Genomic DNA, 24,002 nt, shown 5'->3' with positions numbered 1-24,002 from the left:
GATGTACATGGAGCGTTCCGATGCACTCACCGCCCTCCGCACGGCGGCGGTCGACGTCCTTCAGGTCGAAGCCGACAAGGTGACCGAGACGGCGTCGTTCGCCGAGGACCTCGAGGCCGACAGCCTCGACCTGGTGGAGCTGGTGATGTCGCTGGAAGACACCCTGGGCATCACCATCGAGGAGGACGAGCTGGCCGAGGTGAAGACCGTCGGCGACGCGCTCGACGTCATCCTCGCCGCGAGTGTGGCCTCGAAGGCCTAGTCGTGACCTCGACCGACCACCGGGGACGGCCCCGCGTCGTCGTCACCGGCATGGGCGTGAAGACGCCCGCCGGTCTGACGGTCGACTCGATGTGGGAGACGCTGCTCGCAGGCACGACGAGGGCAGGCACCATCACTCTGTTCGATCCCACCGAGCACTCCGTGCGCATCGCCTGCGAGGTGCGCGACTTCGACGCCGTGCCCTACGTCGGTCCCAAGGAGGTGCGCCGCACCGATCGCGCCACGCTGCTGGCCGTGGCCGCGGCGGCGGACGCGGTCACCGATGCCGGCGCGGTGGCCACCGAGGGCCACGCGGACGACGGCCTCGCCGCGCCGATGCATCGTCGGGGCGTGGTGGCCGGCTCCGGCGTGGGTGGCATCCGCACGCTGGAGGACCAGGTCATCAGCTACGCGGAGAAGGGCCCGAGCCGCACCAGCCCGTTCCTGGTGCCGATGATGATGCCCAACGCCCCCGCCGCGATGATCGCCATCCACCAGGGCTGGACCGGCCCCAACCTGGCCGTCGCCACCGCCTGCGCCACCGGCTCCAACGCCATCGGCGAGGGCGCCCGCATGGTGCGCGAGGGCCTCGCCGACGTGGTGGTCTGCGGTGGCACCGAGGCGAGCGTCGCTCCGGTGTCGATGTCGGCGTTCGCCCGCATGGGCGCGCTGAGCAAGCGGCCCGCCGAGGAGGCCTCCCGGCCCTTCGACGTCGACCGTGACGGCTTCGTGATGGGCGAGGGCGCCGGGTTCGTGGTGCTGGAGACGCTCGACCACGCCGTGGCCCGGGGCGCCGAGATCAAGGGCGAGGTCCTCGGCTACGGCAGCACCTGCGATGCCTTCCACATCACCGCTCCCCTGGAGAGCGGGGCCGGCATGGCTGCGTGCATGGAGGTGGCGTTGTCCGACGCCGGCCTGGAGCCGTCCGAGATCGGCCATGTGAACGCCCACGGCACGTCGACGCCGCACAACGAGGCCGCCGAGTCGGCGGCGCTGTCGAAGGTCTTCGGCGACCACGCCGTGCCCGTGACCTCCACCAAGGGCGTGACCGGCCACCTCATCGGTGCGGCGGGCGCGGTCGAGGCGATCGCGGCGCTGCTGTCGGTCGCCGACGGCCAGGTGCCGCCCACGGCCAACCACGAGCAGTGCGACCTGCCGGTCGACGTGGTCCACGGCTCCCCCCGTCAGGTGGCCTCGGCGCCGGCGCTCTCGACGTCGTTCGCGTTCGGTGGCCACAACGCCGCGCTGATCCTCGGGCCACCTCCCGGCACCGACGGAGCCACGCCGTAGTGGGTTCGGTGGTCGCGCCCCGGCTGCCCGTCGCGGCCGCCCGATCCGGGTCGGTCGTCGCCGAGATCGGCCAGCTCCCGGAGCTGGGCGAGCAGACGGTGGCCTGGTTCCGCGGCGCGATCACCGGAGCCGACGCCGACCTCGTGGCCCGCACCATCCGGGCGGGCGTCGACGCCGGCGTGCCGATCGTTGGCGTGATCGAGCGCATGGGCCTCGACGCCCCGGGAGGGCTCGCGGCCCTCGGTGCCTGGGGGCGGATCGCCCGCGAGCTGGCCCGGGCCTCGGGCGTCGTGCCCACGGCCATGGTGATCGACGGTCCGTGCCTGGGCGGTCCGGCCATCGCGGTCGGCCTGGTCGACCTGGTGGTGCTGACCGAGCAGGCCAAGCTGTTCGTCAACGGCGCCGAGGCCTCGGCCCGCATGACCGGCACCAACGGCATCGACCCGGCCCAGCTGGGCGACGCCTGGTCGCACCAGACCCGCAGCGGCGTGGCCGACCTCGCCGCAGCGGACGTCACCGAGGCGCTCGCCGCGGTGGGCGACGTCCTGTCGTTCCTCCCGTCGAACAGCCTGGAAGCGCCGCCCCGCGAACCGACCGTCGACCCGCCCGACCGGCGCTGCGTGCAGGCCGCCAAGGCGGTGCCGGCCAACGAGCGCGAGTCCTACGACGTGCGCAACGTCATCACCGACCTGCTCGACGACCGCTGGTTCGTGGAGCTGCGGGCCCGCTTCGGCTCCAGCCTGGTGGTCGGGTTCGGCCGGGTGGCCGGACTGCCCGTCGGCATCGTCGCCAACCAGCCCAGCCAGCTCGCCGGTGCCCTCGACATCGAGAGCTCGATCAAGGGCGCCCGCTTCGTTCGCTGGTGCGACTCGTTCAACGTGCCGCTGCTCACGCTGGTCGACACGCCCGGGTTCCGCCCGGGGCGCGACCAGGAGTGGCGCGGCATCGTCCGCCACGGCGCCAAGCTCGCCTTCGCCTACGCCGAGGCCACCGTGCCCCGGGTGTGCGTGGTGCTGCGCAAGGCCTACGGCGGCGCCTACATCGTCATGGACTGCAAGTCCATGGGCAACGACTGCGCGCTGGCCTGGCCCCAGGCCGAGATCGCGGTGATGGGCGCCAAGGGTGCGGTGGGGATCATCCACCGGCGGGCCCTGCTGAAGGCCGAGGACGAGCACCGCGAGGGGCTGCGGGAACGGCTCGAGGCCGAGTACTCGGAGGAGCACCTGTCGCCCCGGGCGGCTGCCGAGCGCGGCTTCGTCGATGCGGTGGTCGAACCGGCCGGCACCCGCCTGGCGGTCGCCGAAGCCTTGCTGGCGCTCACCACCAAGCGCGAACGTCCCGTGCGGCGACGTCACGAGAACGTCCCGCTCTAACGACCGGCAGAGGATCACCAATGCTCGAAGGCAAGAAGCTCGTCCTCACCGGCGTGCTGACCAAGGACTCCATCGCGGCCTCCGTGGCCGAGCAGGCCGTGAAGGCCGGGGCCGAGATCGTGCTCACCTCGTTCGGGCGGGCCTTCCGCCTGACCGAGCGAGTGGCCCGCGGGCTGCCCGGCACGCCCGACGTGCTCGAGCTCGACATCACCGACGCCGCCCACCACGCCGCTCTCGCCTCGACGCTGGGCGAGCGCTGGGGCCGGGTCGACGGGGTGCTCCACGCCATCGGCTTCGCGCCGGAGAAGTGCCTCGGCCAGCCGGAGGGCCTCTTCGCCGCCGGGTGGGAGGACGTCTCGACGGCGCTGCAGATCTCCACCTACTCCCTCAAGTCGCTCGCCGAGACGCTGGCACCGCTGATGCCACCGGGCTCCGGGATCGTGGCCCTCGACTTCGACGCCCAGCAGGTGTGGCCGGCCTACGACTGGATGGGCGTCGCCAAGGCCGCGCTCGAGGCGACCGCCCGCTACCTGGCCCGCGACCTGGGGCCGCAGGGCATCCGGGTCAACCTCGTGGCGGCCGGTCCCCTGCGCACGATGGCCGCCAGGTCGATCCCCGGGTTCGACGCGATGCAGGTGGCGTGGGGCGAGCGGGCACCGCTGGGCTGGGACGTGCGCGACCCGGAGCCGACGGCGAAGGCCTGCGTCGCCCTGTTCTCCGACTGGTTCCCGGCCACCACCGGCGAGATCATCCACGTCGACGGCGGCGTCCATGCCGTGGCGCTGGCGAACCAGCCGGCCGAGGTGGCCTCGTGACCGAGGTGGCCGACGCGGTCGACCTCCTCCCCCACCGACCGCCGTTCCGCTTCGTCGACAAGGTGGTGGAGATGGTGCCGGGCGAGAGCATCGAGGCCCGCTACCTGGTCACCGGCGAGGAGGCGTTCCTGGCCGGGCACTTCCCCGGACGGCCGATCTTCCCCGGCGTCATCCAGCTGGAGGCGCTGGCACAGGCCGGCGCGATCGCGGTGCTGGCCGACGAGCGCTACAAGGACAAGCTGCCGCTGTTCGGCGGCGTCGAGGACGTCCGCTTCCGCCGGCAGGTGGTGCCGCACGACGAGCTGACCCTCGTGGTCGAGCTGGAACGACTCTCGGCACGGGGCGGCTGGGGTCGGGCGACGGCCACTGTGGCGGGCAAGACGACGTGCTCAGGACGGCTCTTCTTCGTCCTAGGGTGACGGCGTGACGACCCCCGACGCCCCTCCCGTCGACCCCGATCTGCTGGCCTTCGCCGTCGAGACCACCCGCGTGGCGGGCCAGTTGACCATGCGGTACTTCGCCGACGACGACCTCGCCGTCGAGTCCAAGGCCGACGGCACGCCGGTCACCGTCGCCGACCGGGTCGCCGAGCGTTGGATCCGGGAACAGCTCGAGGAGCACCACCCCGACGACACCGTGATCGGCGAGGAGGAGCCCGTCTACGAAGGCACGTCGGGGCGGCGCTGGGTGCTCGACCCGATCGACGGCACGAAGGCCTTCACCCGCAGCGTCCCCCTCTACTCGACGTTGCTCGCCTTCGACGACGAGCACGGCCCTGCCATCGGGGTGATCGCGCTACCGGCGCTCGACCAGGTCGTGTGGGCCGGCCGGGGCCGGGGCTGCTGGTTCGACGGGCGTCCGGCCCGGGTGAGCGACACCTCGAGCCTGGACGGCGCCTACTTGATGAGCAGCAGCTACTCGCACTGGCCCGAGGCGTCGCTGCTGGCGGTCAAGCGGGCCGGGCTGCACCTGCGCACCTGGGGCGACGGCTACGGCTACGCGCTGGTGGCCACCGGGCGGGCCGACGCGACGGTCGACCCCGAGGCGGAGCACTACGACGTGGCGCCCTACCCGGTGATCCTCACCGAGGCCGGCGGGCGGTTCAGCAGCCTCGGCGGCGACCCGTCACCCGAGGCGGGCAGCGGCGTCGCCTCCAACGGCGTCCTTCACGACGACCTGCTCAAGCTGCTGTCGTCGTAGGGTCGCCGCGGGTCAGAGCCAGCCGCGCTTGCGCAGCACCCGCCAGATCCCGAAGGCGGCACAGGCCATCAGCGTCAGCGCCAGCGGGTAGCCCCACCACTCGTCGAGCTCCGGCATGTGGTCGAAGTTCATGCCCCAGACGCCGGCGAGCATGGTCGGGACCGCCGCGATCGCGGCCCAGCCCGAGATCGTCCGCATGTCCTGGTTCTGGCCGACCGCGATCTGGGCGAGGTTGACGTTCAGCGCGTCGGACAGCATCTCCCGGTCGCCTTCGGCGCGGCTGACGGCCTTGTGCACGTGGTCCTCGACGTCGCGGAAGTAGTGCTCCAGGTCCTGCCCCTCGAAGGGGTGCTTGCCCTGACGCAGGGCGGTCAGGGCGTCGAGCAGCGGTTCGATGCTGCGGTAGAGGTCGAGCACCGAGCGCTTCAACCGGTAGATGCGCTCCGCCGGGTTGGTGCGCTCCGGGGCGAACACCTCGCCTTCGGCCTCCACGATGTCGGTGTCGAGGCCGTCGAGCACCGGCGTGTAGTCGTCGACGACGCGGTCGAGGATGGCGTGGACGACGCTGAGCGGGCCGAGCCGGCAGCGGGCGGGGTCGTCCTCCAAGTCGTGACGGACGGCCGCCAGCGGGCTCGCCGCACCGTGGCGGACCGTGACCACGAAGCCCTCGCCGGCGAAGATCTGGATCTCGGCGAACTCGATGCTCTCGCTGGCGTCGTCGTAGCGGGCCGTCTTGGCCACGACGAAGAGGTGACTGCCGTAGAGCTCCAGCTTGGGGCGCTGGTGGGCGGTGACCGCATCCTCGACGGCCAGCGGGTGCAGCTCGAACTCCGTGGCGACGTCGGCGAACTCGTCGTTGGTGGGCTCGTACAGCCCGATCCACACGAAGTTGTCCGGTCCGGCGCGCGCGGTCTCGAGCGCGTCCTCGAGGTTGAGCACCCCGGGCTGCCGTTCGCCCTTCGTGTAGACGGCGCAGTCGACGATCACCGGCCACGATTCTGGCAGGCGTCACCGCCGAAGCGGCATCTCTAGCCGGCCGCAGCTCCCTCGAAGACCGCGGCGCGCACGCCGGCCTCCGACAGGTCGTGGAGGAACGGCAGGGCGTCGACCAGGCAGGCCAGGCCCTGGGCACCGGGTTCGGTCCGGCCGGAGCCGACCCAACGGGTGGCGAGCCCGGCGACCGTGGCAGCGGCGACGGCGGGGCGGTCGATGGCCCCGAGGACCACGGTGTCGTGCAGTTGGCCGCGGCGGCCGCGCACCTCGACCCGCAGGCCGCCGATGCGACCCTCGGGGTGCGGACGCCGCAGCATCGGCAGGCCGGCGGTGAACCGGTCGCGCCGGGTCGCGGCGAGCCGGGCGGTCACCCGGCTGACCCCGGCGAAGGCCGGGACCAGCAGCAGCGCGTCGGGCAGCGCGGCCCGGTAGCAGTCGGCGCCGCCGATCGGGTCGGGGAAGAACGACAGCTCGCGGCCGGAGCCCGGCGGGCGGCGGGTCCAGCCCTGGTCGCGCCAGTCGATGCCGCGGCCGCGGAGGGCGCCGTGGTGCTGTCGGGCGCAGGCGGGGCCGCCGGTGCCCTGGCGGGCGACGTGCACCTCGTCGACGCTGTCGAACTGGGAGGCGGCGTGGCGGGCCAGCACGCAGGACAGACCGGGCGAGAACGTCGCCCCGATGGCCACGGTCACCCCCCGCTCGCGGGCCTCGGCGTCGAGGTCGAGCAGGGCGCGGACGGCCGGGATGCTGTCGGCGGTGGCGACGACGTGGCGGCCCTGGGCGACGGCCTGGCGGGCGGCGTCGGGCTGGGCCGCTGCCGGCGTGGCGATCAGCACCACGTCGGCCCGGGCGCCGGCGACGTCGTCGGGGCTGTCGAGCGTCCGGGCCCGGGCGCCGAGCGACGAGGCCACGACGGCACGCCGCCGGGCGTTGGCGTCGGCGATCAGCACCGACGACACGTCGTCGTGGGCCACCAGGTAACGGGCGGCGCGGGCACCGACGGCCCCGACGCCGAGCACGAGGACCTTCATGCGCTAGCGGAGGTCCGGCCCGCGCAGCTCACGCCAGCCACCGGATTGCGGAGGGGTGCCACCGCCACCGCGCAATCGCAGCACGACTGCGATCAGGCCGGCGATGCTCACAGCAGCGAGCGCACGTCGCAGCAGAGCCATAGGGGTTCTCTCTCCACTCTCCGGATAGAGCTCGCCCCCGCCAGAGGACGGGGGCGGGTTGTGGGGCTAGAAGGAATCGAACCTTCGACCTCACCCTTATCAGGGGTGCGCTCTAACCGACTGAGCTATAGCCCCGTAGTGAGTGAGCGACATTAGCTTCGCCCACCCGCCTCCGGCCAGTGGGATCAACGGCGACGGAGACCCGGTGGTCGGCGTCGCCCCGGCGCCGGGCCGGGACCGGCAGCCGCGGCCGCCGGTTCTCGGATCAACGTGTAACGGACACCGCCCGTGATCTCGTTCAACAGGTTGAACAGGATCGTCACCAGCACCGTGGCGGCGGTGGCTGCGACCACGAACACCAGGCCGCCGATGAGCGCCGCGCGGAACACGACCCCGCCGTGGAGCTCGAACATGCCGATGCGGACGTTGCCCTGCCGGCAGTCCTCGTCGCGGTCGAACTCGGTGCCGGGCTCGAGGCCTTCCTCGGGCACGCACTCGCCGTAGGAGCCCATGCCGCTGATGAAGCTCTCCACCTGGTCGACCGCACCGGTGGCCCGTCCCACGTTCCACAGCAGCACGGTGGCCACCAGCAGCGCGAAGAACAGGCAGATGTAGAGGAGGCCGGCCAGCTTGACCACCGACCACAGGCTCAGGTGCCGCAGGCGATGGGTGACGTGGCGCGGCTCGCCGGGCTCGGCGGCGCGTCGACGCCCCGGGCGAGGGGGCTGGTCGTACACCAGCCGGTCGTCACTCGGCGGCAACGTCGGCGCCGGTGGGACGACGATCGGGGGACCGTCGCCGAAGCCCGGTGGGCTCACCTTCTCGGTGCGATCCACGGGCTCGACAGTGCCGACATCCACCTCCTCGGTGAACGTCGTGGAGCCATTGCGCTCGTGTCCGTTCCCGCCGGCCTGCTTGTGGGGCGTAGGTGCCTCGGGCCGATCGACCGACATCGGCGGGATTCTACGGCACGAGCCCGCCGGAGACGCCGCGCGTGCATTATCGACACACTTCGAAATGCACCGGATCGGTGCGCGGCATCGGCTGGCACAGCCCCGCGGCGCCTGCCACCGCCAGCAATCGGGGCACGAAACCGCGGGGAACGTCGACCGCCCGACCCGTCTCGTGGTGCGACGTGCCGGGTCTCGCCACCGGATACCGGTTGGTCGATCGCCGGTCCCACAGCGCCTGCTGCTGGGCCCGGGAGCGGAGACCGGAGGCGATGGGGACCGGTGTGCCGAGCAGCCGGTCGGCCCGTTCGAGGGCAGCCGACAGGTCCGGCGACAGTCCGGCCCGCTTGCCGGACCCCGTCGTGGGGCCGCCGGCGAAGGCGCGCGTCGGTGGCGCGACCTCCGGGATCCGTCGGGCTCGGGCGTAAGCGTCGATCCGCCCCACCACCACCTGGACCAGCACCGCGCCGTCGACCACGTCGTAGCGCCGCACCTCGCCATGGTTCGCCGCGGCCACCTCGCGCGCCGTCTGCTCGCCCTCGGCCGCGCCCGCCAGGGCCGCGGCGTCGGCGGCCGTGCGGGCCTGGGCCCGGTCGACCAGCCCGCGCCCCAACGTCGCCAGCGCCACGAGCAGCACCGCCAACAGAGCCAGGCCCGTGGTCGACAGGATCGTCACCTGGCCACGGTCGTCGTCGTGTTCCATCTCATCCTCCCCTACGTGGGACTCGGTGTGTGAGGGAGGACGTCGCCGTCCTGCCGAGCCCCGCGCCGCGGGGAGGTGCCGGCCGTCAGTCGTCGGTGACGAAGACCGGTGCGACGGCAGCCACGCTCTGGCCGTCGTCGAGGTTCATGATGCGCACGCCGGTGGCATCACGACCCTGAGAGGAGACGTTGCGCACCGGGGTGCGGATCAAGGTGCCGGACGAGGAGATCAGCATGATCTCCGTCTCCAGCTCGACCATGAAGGCGGCCACGACCTTGCCCTTGCGGGCGGTCAGCTTGATGCCCCTCACGCCCTGGCCACCGCGGCCCTGGACGTTGAAGCGGTCGAGCTGCGTGCGCTTGCCGTAGCCGGCGTCGGTGACCAGGAGCAGCGCCACGTCGGGCCGCGACACGCTGCACGACACGACCTCGTCACCCGACTTCAGCTTCATGCCCCGCACGCCGGCAGCAGCACGGCCCATGGCGCGGACCTCGTCCTCGCTGAAGCGAATGGCCATGCCGGACTGCGACACCATGAAGATGTCCTGGCCTCCGTCGGTGGGGAGCACCCCCACGAGCTCGTCGCCGTCGCGCAGGTTGATGGCGATGAGGCCGGTGCGCAGCGACGAGTCGTACTCGTTGAACCGGGTCTTCTTGACCTGGCCCTTCCGGGTGGCGAAGAACAGGAAGCGGTTCGTCTCGTAGTCGCGGGTGTCGACGATCGCCTGGATGTGCTCGCCCGGCTGCAGCGCCAGCAGGTTGACGATGGCGGTGCCGCGAGCCGTGCGGTCCTTCTTGGGGATCTCGTGCGCCTTGAGCCGGTACACCCGCCCCTTGTTCGAGAAGAACAACAGGTACGCGTGCGCGGTGGTGGTGAGGATCTGGGTGACGTAGTCGTCGTCGCGCAGCTTGGCGCCGGCGATGCCCCGGCCACCACGGCCCTGGGCCCGGAAGCTCTCGGAGATGACGGCCTTGACGTACCCGCGGGACGACATGGTGACGACGAGCTCCTCGTCGTCGATCAGGTCTTCCAGGTCGAGCTCGCCGGCGTCGAACGTGATCTGCGAGCGGCGCGCGTCGGCGTACTTGTCCTTGATCGCCAGCATCTCGGTGCGGATGACGCCCCGCAGCAGCGCCTCGTCGGCGAGGATCGCCTCGAGGCCGCGGATGGTGTCGCGCAGACCCTCGAGCTCGGTCTCCAGGTCGACCCGGGCCAGCCGGGTGAGCTGGCCGAGCTGCAGGTCGAGGATGTGGTTCGCCTGGACCTCGGTGAACTCGAACGGCTCGGCCATCAGGCGCGCCCGCGCCTCGGCCCGGTTCTCCGACGAACGCACCAGGGCGATGATCTCGTCGATGACGTTGATGGCCTTGAGCAGGCCCTCGATGATGTGCGCCCGGTCCAGGGCCTTGCGCAGGCGGAACTCGGACCGGCGGCGCACGACGTCGACCTGGTGGTCGACGTAGGCCTGCAGGGCCTGGTCGAGGCTCAGGGTGCGAGGCACGCCGTCGACCAGGGCCACCATGTTCACCGCGAAGTTCGTCTGCAGCGGGGTGTGCTTGTAGAGGTTGTTGAGGATGACCAACCCCGGCGCGTCGCGCTTGAGCTCGATCACCAGGCGGGTCTTGCCCTTGGCCGACTCGTCGTTGACGTCGGCGACGCCCTCGAGCTGACGGGTCTCGACCAGCTCCTTGATCTTCGACGCGGTGGACGCGATCGACGTCTGGTAGGGCATTTCGGTGACGATGATGCGGTCGCGCTGACGGCCGGTGCCCTCTTCGATCTCGGCGACGGCCCGCAGCTTTATCGAGCCCTTGCCGGTGCGGTAGGCGTCGATGATCCCCTGGCGGCCCATGATCAGCGCGCCCGTCGGGAAGTCGGGGCCCTTGACGAACTGCATCAGCTCGTCGGCGGTGGAGCCCGGGTTCTCGAGCAGGTGGACCGTGGCGTCGATGACCTCGCCCAGGTTGTGGGGCGGGATGTTGGTGGCCATGCCCACCGCGATGCCCTGGCTGCCGTTCACCAGCAGGTTGGGGAAGCGGGCCGGCAGGACCGTCGGCTCCTCGGTCTCTCCCGAGTAGTTGTCCTGGAAGTCGACGGTCTCCTCGTCGATGCCGTCGAGCATCGTCATGGAGATGGGAGCGAGCCGGCATTCGGTGTAGCGCTCGGCCGCGGGACCGAAGTCGGGCGACCCGAAGTTGCCGTGGCCCGACACCAGCGGGTGCCGCAGCGAGAAGTCCTGCGCCATGCGGACCAGCGCGTCGTAGATCGACGAGTTGCCGTGCGGGTGGAAGTGGCCCATCACGTGGCCGGTGATCCGGGCGCACTTGAGGAAGCTGCGATCCGGACGGGCGCCGATGTCGTGCATGCCCCAGAGCACGCGCCGGTGGACCGGCTTCAGGCCGTCACGGGCGTCGGGCAGCGCCCGCGCCGTGATGACCGACATCGCGTAGTCCAGGAAGTCGCGCTCCATCTCCTCCTGGATCTCGACCGGCTCGATGCCCACCACGGGGCCACCGATGCCGGTGCCGTTCTCGTCGCCGTTCGTGGGGTCGCTCATCTAGCTGTGTCTCACTGCTCTCAGATGTCGATGAAGCGCACGTCGCGTGCGTTCGTCTGGATGAAGTGCTTGCGGAGCTCGACGTCCTCGCCCATGAGGACCGACATCACCTCGTCGGCCAGAGCGGCCTGCTCGACGCTCACCTGCAGCAGCGTGCGGTGCTCGCGCTCCATGGTGGTGACGCCCAGCTCGTCGGCGTCCATCTCGCCGAGGCCCTTGAGCCGACCGAACTCCTTCTTGTGGTTCGGGTGCTCGGCCAGGAACCGCTCCTTGGCGCTGTCGTCCTTGAGGTACACCTTCTCCTTGCCGACCTCGGTGGAGTACAGCGGTGGCTGGGCGATGTAGACGTTGCCGTTCTCCACCAGCGCCCGCATCTGCCGGAAGAAGAAGGTGAGCAGCAGCGTGCGGATGTGCGCTCCGTCGACGTCGGCGTCGGTGAGCAGCACGACCTTGTCGTAGCGCCGCTTCTCGACGTCGAAGTCCTCGCCGATGCCGGCGCCGATCGCCGAGATCAGCGTCTGCACCTCGAGGTTCTTCAGCATCTTGTCGAGGCGGGCCCGCTCGACGTTGAGGATCTTGCCCCGGATGGGGAGGATCGCCTGGGTGGCCGGGTCTCGCGCCGACACGGCGGAGCCGCCGGCCGAGTCGCCCTCGACGATGAAGATCTCGCGCTCCTCGCGGTTCTTCGAGTAGCAGTCCTTGAGCTTGTCGGGCATGCCGGCGCCGTCGAGCAGCGTCTTGTTGCGGATGACGTCGCGCGCCTTCTTGGCGGCGTCGCGGGCGTGCGCCGCGGAGATCGCCTTCTTGACGACCTTGTTGGCCTCAGTGGGGTTCTCCCCCAGCCAGTCGCCCAGCTTCTCGTTGGTGGCCTTCTGCACCAGCGTCTTCATGCTGGTGTTGCCGAGCTTGGCCTTGGTCTGGCCCTCGAACTGCGGGTCGCGCAGACGGACCGAGATGATCGCGGTGATGCCCTCGCGGATGTCCTCGCCCTGGAGGTTCGGATCCTTCTCCTTGAGGAGGTTCTTGGCCCGGGCGTACTTGTTGACCGCAGTGGTGAGAGCCGCCTTGAAGCCCTCGACGTGCGTGCCGCCCTCGGAGGTGTTGATGCCGTTGGCGAAGCTGTGGATGCCGTCGGCGTTGTAGCCGGTGTTCCACTGGAACGCGGCCTCGACCTCGGAGTCCTTGTCGGCGTCGGTGTAGAAGCCGACCTTGGAGAACAGGCTCTCCTTCGTCTGGTTGATGTGCTTGACGAAGTCGACGATGCCGCCGGAGTACTTGTAGGTGACCAGCTCGTTGTTGTGGTCGGGCCGCTCGTCCTTGAAGCGGATCTCCAGGCCCCGGTTGAGGAACGCCATCATCTGCAGCCGCTCGACGATGGTGCGGGCCGAGAAGTCGACGGTCTCGAAGATCGTGCCGTCGGGCCAGAACGTGACTGTGGTGCCGTGGCTGGGCTCGCCCTTGCCGTTGCTGGGCGACGGCCCCGTGCTGCGGAGCTTGCCCTGCGGCGTGCCACCATCGGCGAACTTCATCACGTAGTGCTTGCCACCGCGGTCGACCTCGACCACCAGCTGGCGCGACAGGGCGTTGACCACCGATACACCCACGCCGTGCAGGCCGCCGGAGACCTTGTAGCCGTCGCCGCCGAACTTGCCGCCGCCGTGGAGCTTGGTGAGGGCGATCTCGACGCCGGAGATCTTGTGGACCGGGTGGATGTCGGTGGGGATGCCGCGGCCGTTGTCGACCACGCGGCAACCACCGTCGGCGAGCAAGGTGATGTCGATGCGGGTGCAGTAGCCCGCCATCGCCTCGTCGACCGAGTTGTCGACGACCTCCCAGACGCAGTGGTGCAGACCCGTCGCGCCCGTGGAACCGATGTACATGCCCGGCCTCTTGCGGACCGGCTCGAGGCCCTCGAGGACCTGCATGTCCTTGGCCCCGTAAGAGGTGCTTCCCTGCGCCAAGACGCGACCCTTTCAGCGAACCCCGACAGACGGTGCGTTCGACCGGATCTGCTTCGAGATCTCCTGATCAGAACCGCACATCACAACGGATGCAGCCTACCAGAGAACAGGCCCCAAACCCTGGATGCCAGGCGCGTTGATCAGGCTCTTCGCGGTGTTCGGCGGGGTGGCCGGGGCCCGCGGCGCACCTGTGCCACGCGGGTGTCGATCCGGGTGATCCGGCGCTCACCGGAGAGCTGCGCCAGACGGTCGACGAGCTCGCTCTGGAGATAGCGGACGTGGGTGGCGATGGCCGGTTCGTCGCAGCTCACCACCAGCGTCTCGCCGTCGATGCGGACGGGCACCGTGCGGGCGGCCATCGAGTCGCCGACGACCTCGCCCCACCGCTCGAACAGCAGCTCGACGCCGGCGACCGACGGGGTTCCCATCGAACGCAGCGTGCGGTCGAGCATGTCGCCCACCCGGGACGGAGCGGGGCCCTTGCCGGGCAGCGGTCGCCAACGGGGCAGGGCACCGGTCGGCTCGACAGCAGTCACGCCCCCAGTCAAGCACCCCGGCACCACCCGGGCCCGTCACCCACCGGGGCGAGGAAGCACCGCGCCCGCCGGTCAGCCGGCGCTCAGCGGGGGCGGATGGTGCCGCCGACGATCTCCAGCACCTCGTCGGGCTCGGCCCCCGGCGGCAGCACGCCGGCGGTGGTCAACAGCACCTGGCCCGCAGGCAGGTTGGCGAGCAGCGCTGCGCTCCGGTCCGGGTCGAGCTCGCTGAACACGTCGTCGAGCAACAGCACCGGGGCGCTGCCGGCCTCCTCGGCCACGACCCTGTGCGCCGCCAGCCGCAGCGCCAGCGCCAGCGTCCGCTGCTCCCCCTGGCTGCACTGCGTGCGCGACGGGAAGCCCCCGATCGACAGCTCGAGGTCGTCGCGGTGGGGTCCGACCGTGCACACCCCCCGCCGCAGATCGTCGCGCCGGGCGTCGACCAGCGCCTGGGCGAGCCCCCGGTCGCGCCAGTCCGAGCTGTAGCGAGCCTCGACCTCGGCTGGACGTCGAGCCAGGACGTCGTAGGTCTCCGCCAGGACCGGCCGCATCCGGTCGACCAGGTCGACCCGCGCCGCGGCCAGGGCCTCGCCCGCCTCGGCCAGCTTCGTGTCCCACACGTCGAGCGTGAACACCGCCGACTCGTCGAGGTGGCCGCCACTCTGCTTCAGCAGCGACGAGCGCTGGCGTAGAACCCGGTCGAGCTCGGTGCGCAGCGCGTCGTGGCGCGGGTGCAGCGCCACCAGCGCGTCGTCGAGGAAGCGCCGCCGCTCCCCCGGGCTGCCCTTCACCACCACGAGGTCGTCGGGCGTGAACACCGTGACCCGCAGAGCGCCCAGCAGGTCACGGGAGCGACGCAGCGGCTGCCGGTTGACCTGCACCCGGTTGCGGCCGCTGCGGGCCAGCTGCGCCTCGATCAGCAGGCTCCGGTCCTCCCGCACGGCCTCGGCGCGGATCACCGCGGTCGGCGCGCCCTGGCGGACCATCGCGTCGACCGGCGCGCCCCGGAACGACGACAGGGTCGCCAGCCAGGCCAGCGCCTCCATGAGGTTCGTCTTGCCGGCGCCGTTGTGGCCCACCAGAGCGGTGAACCCCGGCACCAGCTTCAGCTCGGTCTTCTCGTAGCTGCGGAAGTCGTCCAGCCACAGCGCGGAGACGAGCACGGACGATCGCTTCCGACGCCCGGCGCGGGGTCAGCTGACCCGGACGGGCATCAGCAGGTAGAGGAACTCCGGGTGCTCCGGGCTGCGCACGGTGGCCGGCTTGAGGGCGTCGACGGTCTCGACGATCACCTCGTCACCCGTCATCACCTCGACGCCCTGCAGCAGGTAGTCGGGGTTGAACGCCGCCACCAGCTCGCCGCCCTCGAACTTGGCGTCGAGCGACTCGTGGGCCTGGCCGACGTCCTGGGTGACCGCCACCAGCTCCAAACCCTCACTCGACATCGAGAGTCGCACCGGCGTGGCCTCGCGGGCGAGCAGCTTCACGCGGCGCACGCCCTCGAGCAGCGACTCGCGGCCGACGGTCAGCTTGTTGGGGTGGCCCTTGGGGATCAGGCCCCGGTACGGCGGGAAGTCGCCCTCGATGAGCACTGTGGTGAGCCGCACGTTGCCGGCCTCGAAGCTGGCGTCGCGCTCGCCCAGCCGCAGCGTGAGCTCCTTCGAGTCGCCGAGGATCTTGGTGAGGTCGTTGAGGGCACGCGACGGCACCAGCACCGACTGGCCCTCGGACAGCAGCGACGTACCGGGCAGGTCGCGCACCGCCAGCCGGTAGGAGTCGGTCGCCACGAGCCGCAGGCCGCCCTCCTCGGCCGCCAGGAGCACACCGGTCAGGATCGGCCGGGCATCGTCGCTGGAGGCCGCAGGGACCACCTGGCGCAGCGCGCCCAGGAACTCGTCGGCGTCGAGCGTCATCGGCTCGCCGGCCGGCTCCGGGTAGCGGGGGAACTCGTCGGCGGGCAGCACCCGCAAGGAGAACTCGGAGCGCTGGGCGGTGATGCGGGCCAGCTCGTCGTCGATGGACACCTCGACCGCCCCCGCGGGGAGGGCCTTGACGACATCGGACACGAGGCGGGCGGGCAGCACGGCCACACCGTCGGTGTCGCCGGAGACGCCCTCGCTGATCGTGACCGAGATCGTGAGCTCGAGGTCGTGGCCCGTCAGGGTGAGGTTGCCCTGGCTCAGCTCTGTGCGGATGCCGGCCAGTACCGGCGATGCCCCGCCCCGGTTCGCCGTGGCACGGACCGCGGTGCCGAGGGCTTCGACCAGAACGTCTCGCTCGCATCGGAACTTCACGCCGCCGCTCACTTTCTCTGTCGTTCTTTTGGATATCTAACTAGAGGCAGTAGTAGGGGCTGTGGATTGTGGACGACCGACAGTTGTCCCAGGCCACACGGACGATGGTCGTCCCCTGTTCGTCCCCAGGCTCCCACAGCCACAGCGGCTCGTGTGTGACCGGGTGGGGATGGAGCAGACATTGTCCACCGTCTGACCGACGTGTTCCACAGCTCTTCCGGAGGTTTGTCCACGGGCCACCCGGACGGCGGTCACCGGCCCTGGCGCACCCGCTGCATCAGCAACGTGACCTGATCGTAGATCTGCCGGTCCTTGGGCATGAGCCCACCGATCTTCTCCACGGCGTGCATGACCGTGGTGTGGTCGCGGCCCCCGAAGACCCGGGCGATGTTGGGGTACGACAGCTCGGTGAGCTCCCGCATGACGTACATGGCGATCTGGCGCGCCGTCACCAGCGGCCGCTGCCGGTGCTTGGAGATGATCTCGTCGATGCTGAAGCCGAACAGCTCCGCGGTCTCGTCGAGGATCAGCTGCGGGGTGATGGGGCGGGGCTGATCCTGGGTCATCAGGTCGGCCAGCACCTGCTTGGCCCGGTCGACGGTGAGCGGCTCGTGGGTGAGGCTCGCGAACGCGGACACCCGGATGAGCGCACCTTCCAGCACCCGGATGTTGTCGGTGATGTGCGTGGCGATGAACTCGAGCACGTCGGCGGGGATGCCGGTGGCGTCGAGGTCGGCCTTCTTGCGGAGGATGGCGAGGCGGGTCTCCAGCTCGGGCGGCTGGATGTCGGTCATCAACCCCTGCTTGAACCGGCTCCGCAGGCGGTCCTCGATGCCGATCTGGTCGGGCGGCCGGTCCGACGACAGCACGATCTGGCGGCTGGTCTGGTGGAGGTGGTTGAAGGTGTGGAAGAACTCCTCGACCGTCTCCTGCTTGCCCTCGAAGAACTGCACGTCGTCGACCAGCAGCACGTCGATGTCGCGGTAGCGGCGCTTGAAGGCGTCACGGCTGTCGGAGTGCATCGAGTCGATGAACTCGTTGAGGAACGTCTCCGAGGTGACGTAGCGCACCCGGTGTGTCGGGTAGTTGTCGTTGACGTAGCTGGCGATGGCCTGGAGCAGGTGGGTCTTGCCGAGGCCGGCGTCGCCGTAGACGAACAGCGGGTTGAACTTGCGGGCGGGCATCTCCGCCACCGACTGGGCGGCCGCGTGGGCGAAGCGGTTGGACCCCCCGATCACGAAGCTCTCGAACGTGTAGCGAGGGTTGAGCTCGATGTCGTCGTCGCGTCGCATGATCCCGTCGTTGCGAGGGTTCATCGGCGACGACGCGTTGGAGGCGGAGCCGGGAACGACGGTGAGCGGGAGCTGCAGGGCGGGAAGGGCGGGGCCCGGCGCCGGCGTCTCGACCCACCACGGCTTCGGCGGCTCGGCGTCGTAGAGCTGCAGGCGGAGCTTGGCGTGGGGTTGCCCCGCCTCCTCCAGGGCGTCGAGGACCAGGCCGAGGTAGCGGCCCTCGATGCGATCCTTCGCCAGGGTGCTGGTCACACCGAGGGTCAGCGTGTGGCCGTCGTAGTCGACGGGTTGCACGGCGGCGAAGGCGGCGGCCCATACGACCTCGGACACCTGGGCACGGAGCAGCTCGGCGCAGGTGTCCCACAGGCGGTGCGCTTCGCTGGTCACGGTGCGTCGATTCTCCTTTGACCCCGCTGTTTCCACAGAACTGTCCACACAATGTGGATAGGTGGACAAGTGGTTGACCCTTGCTGAGGCCGACTCGTAGGGATAGGTCCAGGCTGAGCCGGTTCGGTAAGGAGAATCGGCAGTTCCGCCGCCGATCACAGACCCGTCGCTGGCGGCGGGGAGCGGCCAACTTACCACTGGGGTCTCGGGCGGGTGCAATGTCTGTCCACAGCCTGGGGATGCGGAGCGTGGTCGCTATTGTGGATCGTCCCCGTCCGAAATTGCTGCTGCACGGGGCGTGCCTCTACCGTGGCCGCGGCACCGGCGCGCGGTGTCGTTCGCAGCGCGTCGTGACGAGTTGTAGCAAGTTCGGTGTTCCCCCGCCGCGGCCCTTGTCGGCTTCGCAGCTAGGTGAGGTGGCCCGCGTGCTCCAGGAGGCAACAGGTGAAGCGCACGTTCCAACCCAACAACCGTCGTCGAGCGCGACGTCACGGATTCCGGCTCCGCATGCGGACGCGCGCTGGTCGCGCGGTCGTGCGGGCGCGCCGGCAGAGAGGTCGTGCCCGCCTGTCGGCATGATCTGGCGGGTGCGTGACCGTGGAACTTTCGAGGCACTGCGTTGGAGCGGACGGCGAGCCCGTCGCGGGCCCGTGACGGTCACGTTCCTTCCCGCGGGCCCCGAGTCGTCGACGCGCGTCGCCTACGGCGTCTCCCGCAAGGTCGGCAACGCCGTCATCCGCAACCGCACGCGGCGCCGCCTGCGTGCGGTCATGCAGCACCTCGACGCCTCCCCCGACGGGCTCAGACCGGGCACCTACCTGGTGACGACCCGTCCCGACGTCGTCGACGTCGACTACGACCGCCTGGCCGAGCTCGTCGCATCGGCCTGTGCCGAGAGCTCGGGGCCACCGGCGGGGACGTCGGCACGATGAGCCCGGCGGCATGGGGGCTGACCCGCCTCGTGCGTGGCTACCAGGCCGTCACCGCCCGTCGCCCGTCGCCATGCCGCTATGACCCGACCTGCTCCAGCTACGCGTTGGAAGCCCTCGCCCGACATGGCGCCGTCCGCGGTGGTTGGCTGACGGTCCGACGTCTGTCCCGCTGCCATCCCTGGGGTGGCCATGGCTGGGACCCCGTTCCACAAGGAAAGCACCAGTAAATGTTGGACAGCCTGTTCGAGCTGATCTCGTCGCTGCTGAGCGCCATCTACTCGGTGGTGCCGAACTACGCGATCGCGATCGCCCTGCTCACCTGCGTTGCGATGGTCATCACGACCCCGCTGACGCTGAAGAGCACCCGCTCGATGATCGAGATGCAGCGCCTCCAGCCGCAGATCCGCAAGCTGCAGGCGCAGTACAAGGACGACCGGCAGAAGCTCAACGAAGAGATGATGAGCTTCTACCGGGAGAACGAGATCAACCCGGTGGGCGGTTGCCTGCCGATGTTGATCCAGATGCCGGTGTTCTCGATCCTCTACTGGGTCGTGCGCGGCCTCACCAACCAGGCCCGCTGGGGCGGCTTCCAGGACGTGCTGGTGGGCCACGGGATGGACCCCGACATCAACCGCGGGTTCGACCCCAAGTACCTCAACCACTCGTCGGATCTCTACAACTCGCTGCTGGGCAAGACCCACATGTCGAGCTTCGGGGTCGACCTGGCCATCTCCCCCAGCCAGGCCCTGCAGGAGGGCTTCCTCACCGCCCTGCCGTACCTGCTGGCCCTGGCCGTGATCGCCGTGCTGGCGTGGTACCAGCAGCGGCAGATCATGGGCCGGAACAAGCACACCGAGGTCACCGATCAGCAGAAGATGATGATGCGGATCGGCCCGGCGTTCCAGATCTTCTTCGCCTTCGTCAGCCCGGCCGCGGTGGGGATCTACTTCCTCGTGTCGACCAGCTGGCGAGTGGCCCAGCAGTACTACATCACCCAGACCCTCTACGGTGGTGAGGACTCCGCCGGCGTGCAGGCCCAGAAGGCCATGGCCGAGGCTCGCGCCGAGCGGAAGAAGCAAGGCGCCTCGAACGGTGCCGCCCGTGCCAAGGGCGCCGGCGGGCAACGAGGCGCTGCCAAGGAAGCCAAGTCGGGAGTCGCGAGCTCGTCGTCCAACGGTGCACGGTCGACCGCATCCGACAAGGACTCCACCGGATCCAAAGCGCAGACCACGACGTCGGGCGCCGCTCGCAGCGGCTCGCCACAACCCCGGTCGCGCAAGAAGAGGAAGAGGAAGTGATCGTTCGTGGAATGGGTCGAGACGACGGGCAAGACCGTCGCCGAAGCGCTGGATTCCGCCCTCGACCAGCTCGGAGTCGACGAGCAGGAGGCCGAGTTCGAGGTGCTCGAGGAGGCGCAGCGGGGCCTGTTCGGCCGCCTGCGCGGTGAGACGCGCATACGCGCGCGTGTTCGCCCCGTCGCCCCCCGTCCGAAGGCCGAGCGCCGGGAACGACGTCGTCGCACTGGCGAAGGCCGTCCGGGTCAGGGCCGAGGGACCGGCGGTGGTCGACGAGGTGAGAGCGGAACCAAGTCGAACGGCCGGCGCGAGGCGTCGAACGGGAGCCGTCGTGCTGACGGTGGAGGACGGAGCACGTCGTCGGACGCGGCTGTGGAACCGAGCACTGCGTCGACGGAGGGGTCGGCGGACGAGGATGGCGGTACCTCGGATGCACAGAAGCGTCGGCGCCGCCGCGGCGGTCGAGGCGGTGGAGCGAGCAGAACGGGAGCAGTTGTGTCCACAGAGGATCGTGACGGAGACGAGGGAGTCGGGCGATCTTCACTCGACGTCGAGGCTCAGCGAGCCGCCGTGGAGGAGTTCCTCGGCGGCTTGGTGACGGCGTTCGGTCGTCCGGAGGCCGAGGTGTCGGTCGCGGTCGTGGACGACGACGTGGCCACCCTCGAGGCCGACGTGTCGGGCGAGGAGCTCGGCCTCCTCGTGGGACCGAAGGGCCAGACGCTCCAGGCGGTGCAGGAGCTCATCCGGAGCATGGTGCAGCGCCGCTTCGTCGGCGAGTCGCACGCCCGGGTGCGGATCGACATCGCCGGCTACCGGCTGCGTCGCCGCGAGGCGCTCGAGCGCTTCACCCAGCGGATCGCCGACGAGGTGCTGGAGAGCGGCCGTGCCAAGGCGCTCGACCCGATGCTCGCCGGTGACCGGAAGGTCGTGCACGATACGGCCAACGAGATCGAGGGGATCAGCACCCGCTCGGAGGGGGAAGACCCCTCTCGCCGGGTGATCATCCAGCCGGTCTAGTTCTTCTTCATTCGGAGAGGGTGCGTCTCGCAGGGCGCACCCTCTCTTTGTTTTTCGTGCGAGCATGCGGGCGATGCCGGAGACGACGACCCTCGAGACCGTGCTGCTCGACGCCCAGCGCCGGGGCTGGATCGGTGCCGGGCCGCTGCCACGGGCGATCGCCCACGCCTCGGGCTTCGCCGAGGGCCCGGTCCCGGCGCCGTCATCGTTCGCCGACCTGGGCAGCGGCGGCGGGTTGCCGGGCCTGGTGCTGGCTGTGGCGTGGCCCGAGGCTCGGGCCGTGCTCATCGAGGGGAGCGCCACCCGAGCGGGCTTCCTGGTCGATGCCGTCGAGTCGCTGGGCCTGATCGACCGCTGCACCGTGGTTGCCGTGCGGGCCGAGGAAGCCGGCCGCCGCCCGGAGCTCCGCTCGTCGTTCGACGTCGTGGTCGCCCGTGGCTTCGGGGCCCCAGCCGTCACGGCCGAGTGCGCTGCTCCCCTGCTCCGAGTCGGCGGCCACGTCCTCGTCAGCGAACCCCCGGACGACACGGCCCGCTGGCCCGAGGACGGCTTGGCCCCCTTGGGCCTGTCCCCCACCGAGCGCTGGTCCACCGACTTCCACTACCAGTCGCTCCTCCAGGTGTCCCTCTGCCCCGCTCGCTACCCCCGCCGCGTCGGCATCCCCACGAAGCGCCCCCTCTTCTAACTGCCAGCGGAGGCCCGCCGTCACCAGCTCAGTGGCCGAGTGCGTTCGTTGGCGCCCCGCCATGAGGCCCGACCAGGAGCGACGCACCCAGTCGGACCCGCCCACAGCACGGTCCTGATGGCCCGCCCCGAGCCTCAGCGACAGAGGCTCGAGCCCGGACAAGCCGAGCGCCCTGGCCGCCATCGGCACCGTCAGGGCTGCCCGACGGACGCCCTGGCCCTGGCCCTGGCCTGCCCCGAACTCACGAAGCAGGGGAACCGCTGCGATCGGGGCACGGTCGAGGCCTCGGTCCCAGGGCATGACCCTGCGTCCCCTTGCTCCGCCGATAAGTGCCCTGCCAACTGCACCGCAACCCCCGAGAGGACTCGCTCGCCCAACTGAACGGGCCAGCTCTCCAGCTAACGAGCCACGGGCGTCCAAACGAGGCCGACAGCCAGGGCCCGGCAGCCACGCGGTGCTCTGAGGCCACGCGGCCCTGTCGGCCGGATGGTGAAGCGACGGGTGCTACCGGAGGAAGGTGCTCGGCACCGTGTGAGCGTCAGGCTTTCGTCCTACCGAGGAGACGCACCATGGGGCCCGAGGTGCCCAACCGGATCGGACCTGCCGGGCTCCTCACCACGCAGCCCCTCCTGGCGTGGCCCGCTCTTGGCAGGAACCGCGTGCCCCCGGCCAGGCTCGCGATAGTCCTGCCCGTCACATCCGGGTGTCGCGCCTTCCGTCCAAGGCCGCCGGACGAATAGCCAGTTCGCGGGCCTCCTGCCGGCACCACGAGGCCTCAGCGGAGATGGCTGGGCACTGCCATGAACCGCACCTGTCCGCCTGTTTGTTCCACGTGGAACGTGTGAAACTCCTGGTCAGCGGGCTGGACGTGCTCAACAGGGTGTTGGAACGGCCCGGTGAGAGAGTTCTGTCAGCCCCGTCCAGGTCAGAGCCGGTGCTCTTTCGGGCCGGCTCTTCTGCTGTCGTCGTATAGAGGTCGAAGGCCGCTGATAGCTGGGTCCGACTGGGAGGCTGCGCGCGGGGGATGGCGGTCAGCCGTCTGGCCGGTTGGCCGGAAGGCAGTCGTCGCCTGATAGAGCGGCGGGGTGCGGGAATCGGAGGCCGGGGTGGGCTCGGAGACCCTGGGTCGGTTACGGAAGGGCTGCCTGTCCGAGGAGCGCCGGGTCGTGGTCCTGCAGGACTGCTCGGCGTGGCTGGGGTAGTGGTTGACTCGAGCTGGTCAGGTCCCCCCTCCTGGCCACTGGCCAGCGGTTCGAATCAGTTCAGTGGGCTCCAGTGAGGTCGCCGCGGCCAGGCGCGCTGATCGGGCCTGCCGGAGGTGCGACCGGGTCGTTGTGGCCCGTAGGCTTGTTCAGCTTGGAGGAGTAGGGGACCTGCTGTGTTCGCGGGCACGCCGGCCAGGCCTGAGTCATCACCGTGGATCAACCCACCTCGCTTCTGGCGAAAGGGGTTGGCGTGGTCGGGGGCGACCGGACGAGTCGCCGTGGCCTGACCCGTCGGTGGGGTCATGTGTAGCGACTGCCCTGGCTTGGTTCGGAGGTACCCGACTTCAAGGGGCTCGGGGTCTGGAGACGAGGCCGGTCGGTGGCCCGGGCTGGCGCCTACTTGCGGGCGAGCTCAGACCCAGCAGAGTCCTGGCTGGGTGGCGGCTTGTGGAGCTGCCTGGTTCCGGCTGGGGGCCGGGCAGCTCCCATCCCGGAGCCTTGGCGAATGTCCAGATCAGGGCCTCGATCGAAGGTGGGCAGCCTGCTGACCAGGACATTCGCATGTTCCACGTGGAACACGATGAAGCCGCGGCGACGTCCAATTCGGGCACCAGCTCGGAGGGCCGGGCCCTCTGACCACGGATCTGGGATGTTCCAAGCACGTGCGTCGGACAGGTCCGCCTTGTCTCGTTCTCCGGTGCTGCGCTGCGGGGACCCCCCGCCGTCGGGCTGGTCGTCGGCCGCCGATGCCGGACTAAGGGGCATTGCCTTAAGGCCAGGAACTCCTGGCTTCTACGTCGAACGTCCGGGAGGGCAGTCGCGGCAACAGCTGGTGGACGACGGGCTCGAACTGGTAGCAGCCCAGGGTCGGTGGCGGGGTCGCCATGCCCCGACCAGAGCGCCGGTGGTCAGGGCCTTGTGGTGTTCCACGTGGAACGTTGGGGAGGGCAGTCGAGGAACCCGGCCTCCTGGTGGATGTGGTCTCCGGCCGGCAGCAATTCTGGGGTGGGTTCGCGGGGGTCGCAGCGCCCTGACCAGGGTGCTGGTGGAGCACAGGGTGCTGGGGGATGAGGGGTGCTCGATGTGG

Annotated in this window: 22 protein-coding genes and 1 tRNA gene; 12 read left to right on the top strand and 11 right to left on the bottom strand. The window is 70.4% G+C overall.

The window, feature by feature from the left end; all coding sequences use genetic code 11:
• Positions 1–7 precede the first annotated feature (7 nt).
• From VK611_30210 to VK611_30185, 6 genes are read left to right on the top strand one after another with little or no spacing between them, the layout of a single operon-like run.
• Positions 8–262 (top strand): acyl carrier protein, encoded by a 255-nt coding sequence (locus VK611_30210; protein HMG45643.1) that lies wholly within the window; start codon positions 8–10, stop codon positions 260–262.
• Between the two features lie 2 nt (positions 263–264).
• Entirely contained in the window at positions 265–1,551 is a 1,287-nt protein-coding gene (locus VK611_30205) for a beta-ketoacyl-ACP synthase II (GenBank protein ID HMG45642.1), read from the top strand.
• Positions 1,552–1,559: 8 nt separating this feature from the next.
• Positions 1,560–2,924, top strand: a complete 1,365-nt coding sequence (locus VK611_30200; GenBank protein ID HMG45641.1) for a carboxyl transferase domain-containing protein — start codon at positions 1,560–1,562, stop codon at positions 2,922–2,924.
• A 20-nt stretch (positions 2,925–2,944) separates the two neighbouring features.
• Positions 2,945–3,739: an enoyl-ACP reductase FabI gene (fabI, locus tag VK611_30195; protein ID HMG45640.1), complete on the top strand. Its 795-nt coding sequence runs from the start codon at positions 2,945–2,947 to the stop codon at positions 3,737–3,739.
• Positions 3,736–4,158, top strand: coding sequence for a 3-hydroxyacyl-ACP dehydratase FabZ (fabZ, locus tag VK611_30190; GenBank protein ID HMG45639.1), 423 nt, complete (start codon positions 3,736–3,738; stop codon positions 4,156–4,158). The genes fabI and fabZ overlap by 4 nt, the downstream gene beginning before the upstream one ends.
• A gap of 4 nt (positions 4,159–4,162) precedes the next feature.
• Positions 4,163–4,939 carry an inositol monophosphatase family protein gene (locus VK611_30185; protein HMG45638.1) on the top strand — a complete coding sequence of 259 codons (777 nt, stop codon included), beginning with the start codon at positions 4,163–4,165 and terminating at the stop codon, positions 4,937–4,939.
• Between the two features lie 12 nt (positions 4,940–4,951).
• Here VK611_30185 and VK611_30180 read toward each other — a convergent pair whose 3' ends face one another.
• From VK611_30180 to dnaA, 11 genes are all read right to left on the bottom strand, one after another.
• Positions 4,952–5,926: a magnesium and cobalt transport protein CorA gene (locus VK611_30180; protein ID HMG45637.1), complete on the bottom strand. Its 975-nt coding sequence runs from the start codon at positions 5,924–5,926 to the stop codon at positions 4,952–4,954.
• A 41-nt stretch (positions 5,927–5,967) separates the two neighbouring features.
• Positions 5,968–6,960, bottom strand: a complete 993-nt coding sequence (locus VK611_30175) for a Gfo/Idh/MocA family oxidoreductase (GenBank protein HMG45636.1) — start codon at positions 6,958–6,960, stop codon at positions 5,968–5,970.
• A 202-nt stretch (positions 6,961–7,162) separates the two neighbouring features.
• Positions 7,163–7,236, bottom strand: a tRNA-Ile gene (locus VK611_30170).
• A 50-nt stretch (positions 7,237–7,286) separates the two neighbouring features.
• Positions 7,287–8,054 carry a DUF3566 domain-containing protein gene (locus VK611_30165; protein ID HMG45635.1) on the bottom strand — a complete coding sequence of 256 codons (768 nt, stop codon included), beginning with the start codon at positions 8,052–8,054 and terminating at the stop codon, positions 7,287–7,289.
• A gap of 46 nt (positions 8,055–8,100) precedes the next feature.
• Complete coding sequence (locus VK611_30160; GenBank protein ID HMG45634.1) at positions 8,101–8,754, bottom strand: M15 family metallopeptidase; 654 nt, start codon at positions 8,752–8,754, stop codon at positions 8,101–8,103.
• An 85-nt stretch (positions 8,755–8,839) separates the two neighbouring features.
• On the bottom strand, positions 8,840–11,311 hold the full coding sequence (gene gyrA / locus VK611_30155; protein HMG45633.1) for a DNA gyrase subunit A: 2,472 nt from the start codon (positions 11,309–11,311) through the stop codon (positions 8,840–8,842).
• 20 nt (positions 11,312–11,331) lie between these two features.
• Positions 11,332–13,272, bottom strand: a complete 1,941-nt coding sequence (locus VK611_30150; GenBank protein ID HMG45632.1) for a DNA topoisomerase subunit B — start codon at positions 13,270–13,272, stop codon at positions 11,332–11,334.
• Between the two features lie 140 nt (positions 13,273–13,412).
• A complete protein-coding gene (locus VK611_30145; protein HMG45631.1) occupies positions 13,413–13,808 on the bottom strand; it encodes a DUF721 domain-containing protein in 396 nt (131 codons plus the stop codon).
• Between the two features lie 83 nt (positions 13,809–13,891).
• Complete coding sequence (locus VK611_30140; protein ID HMG45630.1) at positions 13,892–14,971, bottom strand: DNA replication/repair protein RecF; 1,080 nt, start codon at positions 14,969–14,971, stop codon at positions 13,892–13,894.
• A 30-nt stretch (positions 14,972–15,001) separates the two neighbouring features.
• Positions 15,002–16,102, bottom strand: a complete 1,101-nt coding sequence (gene dnaN, locus VK611_30135; GenBank protein ID HMG45629.1) for a DNA polymerase III subunit beta — start codon at positions 16,100–16,102, stop codon at positions 15,002–15,004.
• A 251-nt stretch (positions 16,103–16,353) separates the two neighbouring features.
• Positions 16,354–17,781 carry a chromosomal replication initiator protein DnaA gene (gene dnaA / locus VK611_30130; GenBank protein HMG45628.1) on the bottom strand — a complete coding sequence of 476 codons (1,428 nt, stop codon included), beginning with the start codon at positions 17,779–17,781 and terminating at the stop codon, positions 16,354–16,356.
• Between the two features lie 444 nt (positions 17,782–18,225).
• On the opposite strand from dnaA, the gene rpmH reads away from it, so the two are divergent.
• The 6 genes from rpmH to VK611_30100 all read left to right on the top strand — a co-directional run bounded on the left by rpmH (position 18,226) and on the right by VK611_30100 (position 21,710).
• A complete protein-coding gene (rpmH, locus tag VK611_30125; GenBank protein HMG45627.1) occupies positions 18,226–18,360 on the top strand; it encodes a 50S ribosomal protein L34 in 135 nt (44 codons plus the stop codon).
• Positions 18,357–18,713 (top strand): ribonuclease P protein component, encoded by a 357-nt coding sequence (gene rnpA / locus VK611_30120; protein HMG45626.1) that lies wholly within the window; start codon positions 18,357–18,359, stop codon positions 18,711–18,713. The genes rpmH and rnpA overlap by 4 nt, the downstream gene beginning before the upstream one ends.
• A complete protein-coding gene (gene yidD, locus VK611_30115; protein ID HMG45625.1) occupies positions 18,710–18,940 on the top strand; it encodes a membrane protein insertion efficiency factor YidD in 231 nt (76 codons plus the stop codon). The genes rnpA and yidD overlap by 4 nt, the downstream gene beginning before the upstream one ends.
• Positions 18,941–20,011 (top strand): YidC/Oxa1 family membrane protein insertase, encoded by a 1,071-nt coding sequence (locus VK611_30110; protein HMG45624.1) that lies wholly within the window; start codon positions 18,941–18,943, stop codon positions 20,009–20,011. It begins immediately after the preceding gene.
• Positions 20,012–20,017: 6 nt separating this feature from the next.
• Positions 20,018–21,025 (top strand): RNA-binding cell elongation regulator Jag/EloR, encoded by a 1,008-nt coding sequence (jag, locus tag VK611_30105; protein ID HMG45623.1) that lies wholly within the window; start codon positions 20,018–20,020, stop codon positions 21,023–21,025.
• A 73-nt stretch (positions 21,026–21,098) separates the two neighbouring features.
• Complete coding sequence (locus tag VK611_30100) at positions 21,099–21,710, top strand: RsmG family class I SAM-dependent methyltransferase (GenBank protein HMG45622.1); 612 nt, start codon at positions 21,099–21,101, stop codon at positions 21,708–21,710.
• Positions 21,711–24,002: the final 2,292 nt, after the last annotated feature.

It is taken from the genome of Acidimicrobiales bacterium (assembly GCA_035316325.1).
In the GTDB taxonomy this organism is placed as follows: domain Bacteria; phylum Actinomycetota; class Acidimicrobiia; order Acidimicrobiales; family VFJN01; genus DASXTK01.
Note: the sequence above shows the minus strand (reverse complement) of the source record. Positions and strands in the feature narration are given on the sequence as shown.